Origin of the sequence: Acinetobacter sp. MF4640 (assembly GCF_002018895.1) — a bacterium.
GTDB lineage: Bacteria > Pseudomonadota > Gammaproteobacteria > Pseudomonadales > Moraxellaceae > Acinetobacter > Acinetobacter johnsonii.
The window spans coordinates 1-9,894 of sequence record NZ_MVOM01000080.1; the positions used below are offsets into that span (position 1 = coordinate 1).

At 39.2% G+C, this 9,894-nt stretch carries 9 protein-coding genes and 4 pseudogenes; 7 read left to right on the top strand and 6 right to left on the bottom strand.

Going from position 1 to position 9,894, the window contains the following annotated elements:
* The coding region (locus tag MF4640_RS17450) for a Fic family protein (RefSeq protein ID WP_161944392.1) at nt 1-402 on the top strand (402 nt) is incomplete at its 5' end.
* Nucleotides 403-1,036: 634 nt separating this feature from the next.
* Here MF4640_RS17450 and MF4640_RS17460 read toward each other — a convergent pair.
* Nucleotides 1,037-1,192, bottom strand: a pseudogene (locus MF4640_RS17460) (transcriptional regulator); the annotation flags it as partial.
* Nucleotides 1,185-1,417, bottom strand: a pseudogene (locus MF4640_RS17465) (type II toxin-antitoxin system RelE/ParE family toxin). The pseudogenes MF4640_RS17465 and MF4640_RS17460, both read right to left, overlap by 8 nt.
* 311 nt (nt 1,418-1,728) lie before the next feature.
* On the opposite strand from MF4640_RS17465, the gene MF4640_RS17470 reads away from it, so the two are divergent.
* The 5 genes and pseudogenes from MF4640_RS17470 to MF4640_RS17490 all read left to right on the top strand — a co-directional run bounded on the left by MF4640_RS17470 (nt 1,729) and on the right by MF4640_RS17490 (nt 5,991).
* Nucleotides 1,729-3,063, top strand: coding sequence for an ISNCY family transposase (locus tag MF4640_RS17470; protein WP_078390385.1), 1,335 nt, complete (start codon nt 1,729-1,731; stop codon nt 3,061-3,063).
* A gap of 584 nt (nt 3,064-3,647) precedes the next feature.
* The gene (locus tag MF4640_RS17475) at nt 3,648-3,878 is read left to right on the top strand and encodes an antitoxin (RefSeq protein ID WP_000401521.1); all 231 of its coding nucleotides are present in this window, start codon (nt 3,648-3,650) and stop codon (nt 3,876-3,878) included.
* Nucleotides 3,875-4,270: a type II toxin-antitoxin system tRNA(fMet)-specific endonuclease VapC gene (gene vapC, locus MF4640_RS17480; protein ID WP_000639719.1), complete on the top strand. Its 396-nt coding sequence runs from the start codon at nt 3,875-3,877 to the stop codon at nt 4,268-4,270. The genes MF4640_RS17475 and vapC overlap by 4 nt, the downstream gene beginning before the upstream one ends.
* A 160-nt stretch (nt 4,271-4,430) precedes the next feature.
* Complete coding sequence (locus MF4640_RS19815; protein ID WP_227518685.1) at nt 4,431-4,628, top strand: hypothetical protein; 198 nt, start codon at nt 4,431-4,433, stop codon at nt 4,626-4,628.
* Nucleotides 4,629-5,038: 410 nt separating this feature from the next.
* A pseudogene (locus MF4640_RS17490) lies at nt 5,039-5,991 on the top strand (IS5 family transposase).
* A 111-nt stretch (nt 5,992-6,102) separates the two neighbouring features.
* Here the strand turns inward: MF4640_RS17490 and MF4640_RS17495 are convergent.
* The gene (locus tag MF4640_RS17495; protein WP_078390386.1) at nt 6,103-7,827 is read right to left on the bottom strand and encodes a bifunctional protein-serine/threonine kinase/phosphatase; all 1,725 of its coding nucleotides are present in this window, start codon (nt 7,825-7,827) and stop codon (nt 6,103-6,105) included.
* 51 nt (nt 7,828-7,878) lie between these two features.
* The gene (locus MF4640_RS17500; RefSeq protein ID WP_000323725.1) at nt 7,879-8,688 is read right to left on the bottom strand and encodes a formate/nitrite transporter family protein; all 810 of its coding nucleotides are present in this window, start codon (nt 8,686-8,688) and stop codon (nt 7,879-7,881) included.
* Between the two features lie 284 nt (nt 8,689-8,972).
* Here MF4640_RS17500 and cynS point away from each other — a divergent pair, with 284 nt between their 5' ends.
* Complete coding sequence (gene cynS / locus MF4640_RS17505; protein WP_078390387.1) at nt 8,973-9,422, top strand: cyanase; 450 nt, start codon at nt 8,973-8,975, stop codon at nt 9,420-9,422.
* A 79-nt stretch (nt 9,423-9,501) separates the two neighbouring features.
* Here cynS and MF4640_RS19820 read toward each other — a convergent pair.
* A pseudogene (locus tag MF4640_RS19820) lies at nt 9,502-9,609 on the bottom strand (serine/threonine-protein phosphatase 2); the annotation flags it as partial.
* A gap of 49 nt (nt 9,610-9,658) precedes the next feature.
* A partial coding sequence (locus MF4640_RS17515; protein WP_141112804.1) for an integrase core domain-containing protein occupies nt 9,659-9,894 on the bottom strand: 236 nt, incomplete at its 5' end.

Below are 9,894 nucleotides of genomic sequence, written 5' to 3' on the forward strand. Positions count from 1 at the left end.
GCGATATTGAATAAACGTAAAAGTTACTATGAGATATTAGAACAAACTCAAAAAAATGATTCTGATATCACCGATTGGCTAGTTTGGTTTTTAGATACATTGAATGATAGCCTTGAAAAAACCTTAGCGCAGATAAGTCGAACATTGTTTAAAAGTCAGTTTTGGCATAAATATTCAAATTTAGCCTTGAGTGAAGAACAGCGCAAAGTTCTAAATCGTTTATTAGACGGTGGAGAAAATGGCTTTGAACATGGTATTAGCGCTTCACAATATCAAAAGGTTGCTAAAATTAGTAAGGCAACAGCTACTCGCCATTTATCAGACTTACTTGAGAAAAAATGTATCGTCAAATTGGAAGGTGGGGGACGTAATACACGCTATCAGATCAATACTCAGTTATAGAAATTTAAGCCATAAAAAAAGCCCGACATTCTGTCGGGCTTTTTCATATCGGGTTGCTCGTCTTACTGATCTCGTGCTGCCCATTCCTTGCGCTATTTTCTTATTCTTGTTTTCTAGAAACATCCAGTTCCCTTATGTATTCATCATAGGATTAATGCGTTGAATTACCAATCCGCAAAAACCTTAAATCTGTGTAAGTTTTAGCTTACAACGTTGGCCTATTTTATCCCAAGAGTTGTCCGCAGAAATTGGGGATTATTTCTGAACTGTGACCCTTGAGAAATCAGGAAAAAATGCAAAAACGAATGTTTTTTGATCAACTTTATTGGCTAAAAGTTACAGTTTTGCTTAAAAAGAAACCGACTTGTTTCCAAGTCGGTTGAACGAGAACGTTCCAGAGGGTATGAATAACGATAAGATACTGATCTTAAAGTAATATTAAAAACACTGTAACTCCAAAATAGAAATGTCCGGTTTCTCCAAAGTAAAAATGTCCGCTTTTAGAATATGCACTTTTGCAATTTCCTTAGCGGACGATTTGATATGTTGGTGTCTATGTCGGATAAAGAACTTAAACGATTGTGGGTCTTGCAGGAAATCTGCGATCAACGCATAACTCAATCCCAGGCTACTCAGCAAATTCATTTTGGCTCAAGCCAGTTTTTTCACGTACTTCTTTAATATCAGGCAATTCGAGTTCTCTAACTCGGCTTGCTTTAACTTCTTTACGTTTGATAGCTCCAGCTTCTTTGATTGAAGCAACCAAGTCATCAAATAAGTTGTTATCCATGAAATTGCTCCTTCACGAGTTGGCGCAGAATAGCGGTTTCCTTATCTGTTAAATTATCTTTTACTGATTTTGGATGAGCCACTAAGAAAAAGATCTGATCATCCTCGGTGACCCAATAATAAATCACCCGTATCCCACCACTTTTCCCTTTGTTACCTTGAGCACAACGTACTTTGCGATACCACCGCCATTCTTGATTAGGTCACCTCTATCAGGCTGTACCAAAAGATCTTGCTGAAGTTGACGATATTCCTCATCAGATACAAGGTGAACCGTACCGGGTTTGTCGGAAACTTATTTAAGCAAATTTCATACCTGAGTTGTCGATTAAATTTGAGTGGATTGCGATAGCTCAATTTTTTAAATCTTTATGCAACAAAGCCTTATGAAGTTATGATTAGGTGTATCGGATTTAACATAATCAAGATTATACGCAATCTAAGTGTTAGAACCCATTTAAAGTGTCTATATTCTCACCAATAAAAATGTCTGGTTTATGATGATTTTTATCACCATGGACTGGATATAAAATATAGATGCTGATCACTATGTCTGACAAAGAAATTCAACGTCTTGCAGTTCTGCAAGACGTTCGAGATCATCGTATTACCCAAGTCCGTGCTGCTGAAATCCTGAATCTTTCCACCCGTCAAATTACCCGGTTATTGCAGAAGCTCAATCAAGATGGTGTTTCAGGCATGACGCATGCCAGTCGTGGTCAACCGGGCCATCATCGCCATGACGATTTATTAAAATCAAAATGTCTTTCCATTATTTCTGAACATCTGCTGGGCTTTGGACCTACCTTGGCGCATGAGAAGCTCAGCAGCATGTTTGACCTGAATATCCCGGTAGAAACGGTTCGGCGCTGGATGACTGCAAATGACCTTTGGATTCCGCGATCCAAACGTCTAAAACGCCCATACCAGCCACGCTATAACCGTGATTGCTTCGGTGAGCTGATCCAGATTGATGGCTCATATCATGACTGGTTTGAAGGAAGAGCCACCAAATGCTGTTTGCTGGTTTATATCGATGATGCTACCGGCAAGCTGTTGCATCTGCGCTTTTGTGAGGCTGAAACGACCTTTGACTATATGCTTTCAACCCGAGCCTACATTGAGCAATACGGCAAGCCCTTGGCCTTTTACAGCGATAAACACTCGATATTCAGAGTGAATCAGAAATCCAGCCAAGACAGCAAGATCACGCAATTTGGGCGGATTCTGAATGAGTTAAACATTGATATTATCTTCGCCAACTCCCCACAGGCGAAGGGTCGCGTAGAGCGAGCGAATAGAACCCTTCAGGACCGTTTGATCAAGGAGATGCGCCTGGAAGGCATCTGTTCGATTGCAGAAGCAAATGCCTGGTTGCCCTGCTTTATTGAGCAGTTCAATCAGAAGTTCGCCAAATGTGCGCGAAACTCAAAGAACCTGCATCGACCATTAACCGAATCTGATCTTGAACTGGATGATATTTTTACCTGGCAGGAACCGCGTAAGGTCACCAAGAACCTGACGATTACCTATGACAAATGTATTTATCTGCTTGAACCGACAGAGCTGAATCATAAGCTTGCTGGGCAATACATTGCATTTCTGGAGTATCCGGATGGCACTGTGGCCCTCATGCATGAAGGACGAAAGCTCAACTACAGCATCTTCAATAAATTGGCTGGGCTACAGCAAAATGAGATTGTTGAGAATAAACGGTTAGGTTCAGTCCTGGCGCATATTCAACAGCAGCATGAAGAACTAGAAAAACAGAATAAACGTTCCCGGGCCAAGAAAAGTATGCCAAGTCGTAAAGCTCAGAAAGCTGTTGTTGAACAAAGAAACTTAAATCCTGTGCTTGACTCTTGTGGTTAAAAACAGGACATTTTAAATGGTTTATCGCATAGACATTTTAATTGGTGAATAACACTAAGTGTTTTTAATATTACTTTAAGATCAGTATCTTATCGTTATTCATACCCTCTGGAACGTTCTCGTTCAACCGACTTGGAAACAAGTCGGTTTCTTTTTAAGCCAAACTGTAACTTTTAGCCAATAAAATTGATCAAAAAACATTCGTTTTTGCATTTTTTCCTGATTTCTCAAGGGTCACAGTTCATAAATAATCCCCAATTTCTGCGGACAACTCTTGGGATAAAATAGGCCAACTTTGTAAGCTAAAACTTACATGAATTTAAGATTTTTGAGGATTGGTAATCCAAAGCATTAGCCCTATGATGAATACATAAGGGAACTGGATGTTTCCAGAAAACAAGAATAAGAAAATAGCGCAAGGAATGGGCAGCACGAGATCAGTAAGACGAGCACCCCGATATGAAAAAGCCCGACAGGATGTCGGGCTTTTTTATTGCCTTATGATTTTAATTTCACTTTGACTTTACAAGATTTAATGTTAAGATATATATCAAAGATATATATCTTGGTTTCGGGAGGTAATTATGGAAATTGCGAAAGTATTTCAAACTGGTCGCAGTCAGGCTGTTCGCTTGCCTAAAGCCTTTCGCTTTAATGGCACGGAAGTGGCCATCAAAAGCTTCGGTCGTGGTGTATTACTCATGCCCATCGACAATCCTTGGGATGTCATGTTAGAAGCAATAAATGAGTTTGAGGTTGGATTCCAATTGGAGCGAGCTGATCAAGGCGAACAGCTCCGTGAGGAGTTCAGATGATTTACCTCTTAGACACAAATATTTGTATCTATGTCATCAACAATAAGCCTCAACAAGTTTTTGAGCGCTTTAAGCAATATCAACTCGGCCAGCTTGCGATTTCGAGTATCACGGCATCTGAGCTGGCTTTTGGTGTAGAGAAGTCTGGATCTGAACGCAATAAACAGGCGTTAAACAAGTTTTTGTCACCTTTAGAGATTCTTCCTTACGATGAACAGGCGATTTGGCATTACGCCAAATTACGCCAGAATCTTCAATCTACAGGTAAACCGATTGGCAGCTTAGATATGCTGATCGCTGCTCATGCTTTGGCATTGGATGTTGTATTAGTTACGAACAATACAAAAGAATTTGAACGAATTGATGGTCTGAAGCTAGAGAATTGGGTCTAATCGCTATATCTAGCCCGCCCTATGCAGGGCTAGAATTCGTATAAGAGATTTATGTTAAATGGATACAGCTTTTGAAAATTTTAACTTTGAATCAGAGATTTCATTTTTAATATGATAAAAACCAAAGGATAAAGAAAATTTTGATTTAGGTATGTCATAAGTGAATTTTTCAGGTGATGTAGAGGTTTTTTTATCTTGTCTTGGAACTAAAGAGTCAAGTTCAGATATTTTGAAAGCAGTTATTCTTGTTGCAAGTGAGTTTGACTCATTAGAGACTAATTTTGGTGGAGAAAAGCTATCCTATTGGCAATTTTTAAGAGAGGTATTACGTTCAGGTTTAATGAACATCAGATACTAGATACCATTTTCATCTACGTCAAAGAGAATGAAGAATATTACCCATACCCATTTTTAGAAAATCTGATCACAGGTATTAATCACAAAAGTACGATGCAATCTGTAGCTAATTTATTTGAAACCCCCGAAAGAGAAAGTAACAGTTGGCTTAAATACAAAATATTTGATAATTATTTACATTTTGAGTTTCATAATTCATTAAAATTGAAACAAATTACAATGGGACAATATTAATACCATGTTATTAATTTTTATGTATTTTTTTAAATTTAAACCCTAGATTTGAGTCTAGGATTTTTTAATTTCGTAAAACCGCCATTATGTTAAATTTAGAACATGTTACTTTAAGTTCATAGAGGCTTTGTTGCACAAACCTATCTGTAAAGGCTTTTTCAGCGATATAATTTTCAAATGAAGAAGCCTACACATAAAATCTACCGCACAACCAATTGGCCCGCATATAACCGAGCACTCGTTCATCGCGGAAATATTGCCATTTGGTTTGATCCTGCTACGCAATGGTATGCTCCATCAAAAGGCAAAATAAGGGCGAAATCAAACCTACTCCGATGCAGCCATCCAATGCTGCTTAATGATTAAATCCTTACTCCGTCTGTCTTTACGTATGGTCACTGGCTTTGTGCAAAGTCTGATTAAACTTTGCGGATGAGCAGCTACGAATATCAGTGATATTCGTACACCACGCTTTGTAGAAGACAAAAGCATATTAATATTGCAATCAATTACCAAAAAGTAGCGATGGGCTGCATCTACTCATAGACTCTACAGGCATGAAGTTTCTAGGTGAGGGCGAATGGAAACGCAAGAAATATGGACCTGAATATCGTCGCCAATGGCGTAAACTTCATATTGGCATAGATGCTAAAACTCTACAAATACGCGCTATTCAGCTTACAACCAATAATGTCAGTGATTCACAGGTGCTTGGTGATTTACTTAATCAGATTCCACAAGATGAGCAGATTGACTCTGTTTATACCGATGGAGCTTATGACACCAAGCAATGCCGTGAGGTCATTGCAGATCGGCAAGCGCATGCGGTGATTCCACCTAGAAAAAAATGCGAAACCTTGGAAAGATACAAAGAGCAGCTCGCTAGATCGAAATGAATTACTTCGAACAGATAATCTTGGAAGCAGTGCTTCTCAGGCAGGACACTATGGAAAAAATCAGGCTATCATCGGTGAAGTTTGGTTGAAACTAAGATGCACTGCATTAAATTATTAGGAGATAAACTCAGAGCAAGGCGTTTTGATAGCCAAGTCAATGAGATTCATGCACGTGTAGCAGTCCTCAACAGATTTACGGAATTAGGTCGACCACTTACCCAAATTACGCCTTAAATTTAGCTCAATTAGGGGCGCTTTGCATTTCAAATCTTTGTGCAACAAAGCTGTTTGAATAAAAACTTATCTATGTACCTTCAATTTTAAGCATGGTTTGATCCTATCTTTTCAAATAAATGGCCATGCAATACTCAGTAAAAATAATAGCCCTAATACGGCGCAAATCATTTGCCAAAAACGTAAAGGATCTCGTTCAATGATTGCTGGTGGTTTAGAGTTTAATAATTCTTTGGAAGGATGCATTAGATTATGAATGAGTTCAGACAAGGCCTCAAAACGATGTATCGGTTCAATACTCAGCGCTTGGCCTAAAATTTTATCTAACCATATAGGTAAATCTGGCCGATATTTCCTGATGGAATTATATTGAACTTTTTTCATCTGCTTTAAACTGTTACAGCGAGCTAAATCTGTCCCATAAGGTAATTGTTTGGTGAATAAATAATAGGCCATTACCGCCAAAGAAAATTGGTCTGAATGTACAGATGGCGAATGATCAATAAAATACTCCGGTGCCATAAATGCCAAGGTTCCGAGTGCTCGATTCGCATTTTTAGGATTAATTTCGACCAGGCCTCTTACTGCCGTTGAACCATAATCAATCAGTTTAATTTTCATGGCATTTTCTGCATTTATAACCATGATGTTTTTTGGTCGTATATCCTGATGTAGCATTTCCAGCCGGTGCATTGCATTTAAAGCCAAGGCTGTTTGTTGCAAAATTGGTAAAATCTCATCCAGATTTAAAGGCTTTTCTTGGCGATGCAGCCATTGAGCCAAGGTTTCACCCTGTAAATATTCATAACATTGGAATAAATATTTTTTCTCAGTGTTATGTGGATAACACTGCATCAGGTTGTCATGTTTCAGACGTTTCGATACCCAATCTTCGAGTTGAAACTGCTCTACGGCATTTTTATCTTGCTGTAAATCTACCCCCAAAGTTTTTATAACCAAGGGCTGCTGCTGAGTATCGTGTGCCAAATACAGGCAACTGCGATGATTTTGGTGCAAAATTTTATCAATCACATAGCCTTCAAACACTTCACCTTTACTGAGCTGTTGTGGAAATACATAATCCTGCTGAATATGAAACTGATTCAGTTCAGGCAGCTGTTCTACATGGATCACCTGGAGACTTAAGTTATCATCACTGCCCTGTTCTAAAGCTTTTTCAACGAATGCTTTGGCAAGTTGATTTAAATCTGCATCTACTAAAATTAAATCTAATAATTGTTGATCTGTGACAAATTCATAGACCCCATCCGTCATCAGTAAAAAAATATCTTTTTCTTTGAGCTCAATATTTCGATAATCAATTTCAATACGATAGTCGGCACCTAAGGCTCGGCTAAGATAATGCTCTCTTGAAGACAACCAGACACGATGATCATGGGTCAGTAATTCAATTTCATGATCGCGAATGCGGTAAATACGACTATCACCAACATGAAAAACATGGGCTTGTTGCTGTTTTAAAATCAGTGCAGATAAGGTACAGACATAACCTCGGTCTTTATCAAAACGTCCTTGACTTTGTTGAGTCTGTGCATAAAGCCATGAATTGGTCGCGCGGATCACCCGTTCTGCTGAAGTCTGTGTACTCCAGGCATCTGAAGTAGAATAATAGTCAGATAAAAAACTGCCAACGGCGGTTTCTGCTGCAAGATGACTGACATTACTGCTACCGATTCCATCCGCTATAACACAGGCAATACCTTTCTGTTTCAGCACATGTCCTTCGGGCAGATATACTCCATGGAAATCCTGGTTCTGTTGTTTAATTCCGGCAGTAGAATATTGCCCAATACTGACTTTTAATGTTTTTTTCATGCTGAAAGCTCAAAAAGGGATCTATATGATCCCTTTATAAAATGGTGAATATTAAAATTCTTTTTTAACACCAGTACGGACATGGGTTGTATAAAGTGCCAGACCTGTTAATGCCAAACCACCCACCAGATTACCTAAAGCAACCGGCAGTTCATTCCATAGGAAGTAGTCAGCAATCGAGAAGTCACCGCCCATCATCATGGCAAATGGGAACAGGAACATGTTAACGACAGAGTGCTCAAAGCCCATGGCAAAGAACAGCATAATTGGCATCCACATGGCAATGAATTTGCCACTCACCGTAGTAGACATCATCGCGCCAATGACACCTAATGACACCATCCAGTTACACAGCATGCCACGGATAAAAATAGTCATCCAGCCGGCGAATCCGTATTCGGCATAACCTAATGTCCGCTCCTCGCCAATATGCGCAATTTTCACGCCGACAGGGTTTGGATCCGCTGCAAAACCCATGGTATAAACCGCTGCCATGAGCACTGCAACGACTAAACAGCCTGTAAAGTTCCCTACAAACACCAAGCCCCAGTTTTTTAGAATACGTCCCCATGTCACCCCTGGGCGTTTATCTAGCCATGCCAGCGGCGTAAGTACAAATACCCCAGTTAACAGGTCATAGCCCAATAAATACAACATACAAAAACCAACTGGAAACAGGAGCGCACCAATTAGTGCTGATCCTGTTTGCACGGCTATGGTAATGGCAAATACTGCTGCCAGTGCCAAAATCGCACCTGCCATAAAGGCACGAATCAATACATCACGGGTTGCCATATGTAATTTGGATTCACCCGCATCTACCACTTTTTTTGCAAACTCTGCAGGAGCAAGATATGCCATGTCATCGTCCTCATTTTTAATATCTGGACCTGTTTTTAAACAAAAAGACGCCTAAGGTCTTTGAAACCTTAGGCGTCGTTGCCTTAAATATCAGAACAGGTAATTTTGTTATGGCGCCATTGCCATGCTTGTTATAAATAAAGCAAAAGCTGTGCCATAAATTATTTAAAAATCATTCAATTTTTTACGCTCTATTTAAAGCTACTTTCGTCCTCTAGTTGGCATGAGAACTGCATTAATGAAAATTCACATAAATGTATTTCAAAAATAATCTGGAGATTTTTATGATTACCCATCGTCAACAAGTAACTGACATGATCATTTCAGCGAAAGTTTTAAAGTCAATTAAATGGGCAGATGTCGCCAAAGAAATTGGTCTTTCTAAAGAATGGGTAACGGCTGCCTGCCTGGGACAAATGGCATTTAATAAACAGCAGGCAGAGAAAATTGGTCAGATTTTTGACCTTAATGATGAGGCAGTAGCATGGCTGCAAATTGTACCTTACAAAGGCTCTTTACCAACCAGTGTGCCTACGGACCCTTTAATATACCGCTGGTATGAAGTTGTAAATGTATATGGTTCGACTATTAAAGAGCTGATCCATGAAGAATTCGGTGATGGCATTATGAGCGCAATCGACTTCAGCATGGATATTCAGCGTGAGGAAAACCCGAACGGTGACCGGGTAAATGTCGTATTGTCTGGCAAGTTTTTACCTTATAAAACCTATTAATTAATCGTTTGATAAAGCCATCATATTGATGGCTTTTCATTTCTTCGTAAGGAGATCTTTTATATCACCGTCTTTATCCTTATTTAATTTTGACTATACACAGCTTCTGGGTATAAGAGGAACCGACATCAATATAGTGACAGTTATCAATCTGGGTATGTTTTTTCACAATGGTATACCCTAAATAGGTTTTGAACTGAACCGTACCGGGTTTGTCGGAGACTTTTTTATTTAAGTTAGGCCACCTGACCTAACGGGTTAATCTTATCATAGTACATTGCTTCAAACTCAAAAGGCGATACATAACCCAGTGCGCTGTGTACACGCTCTTTATTAAACCAATCGACCCAGTTTAGTGTCGCAAGTTGTACATCTGCTAAACCTTGCCAATCTGCTTTTAAATATTCAATCACCTCTGTTTTGTATAAGCCATTCACCGTTTCAGCCAGAGCATTATCGTATGAATCACCAG

Excerpts from the sequence above, each read along its gene's own strand:
- MF4640_RS17500 (WP_000323725.1), bottom strand. The coding sequence starts at position 8,688 with ATGGCATATCTTGCTCCTGCAGAGTTTGCAAAAAAAGTGGTAGATGCG.
- MF4640_RS17475 (WP_000401521.1), top strand. The coding sequence starts at position 3,648 with ATGGAAATTGCGAAAGTATTTCAAACTGGTCGCAGTCAGGCTGTTCGC.
- vapC (WP_000639719.1), top strand. The coding sequence starts at position 3,875 with ATGATTTACCTCTTAGACACAAATATTTGTATCTATGTCATCAACAAT.
- cynS (WP_078390387.1), top strand. The coding sequence starts at position 8,973 with ATGATTACCCATCGTCAACAAGTAACTGACATGATCATTTCAGCGAAA.
- MF4640_RS17495 (WP_078390386.1), bottom strand. The coding sequence starts at position 7,827 with ATGAAAAAAACATTAAAAGTCAGTATTGGGCAATATTCTACTGCCGGA.
- MF4640_RS17470 (WP_078390385.1), top strand. The coding sequence starts at position 1,729 with ATGCTGATCACTATGTCTGACAAAGAAATTCAACGTCTTGCAGTTCTG.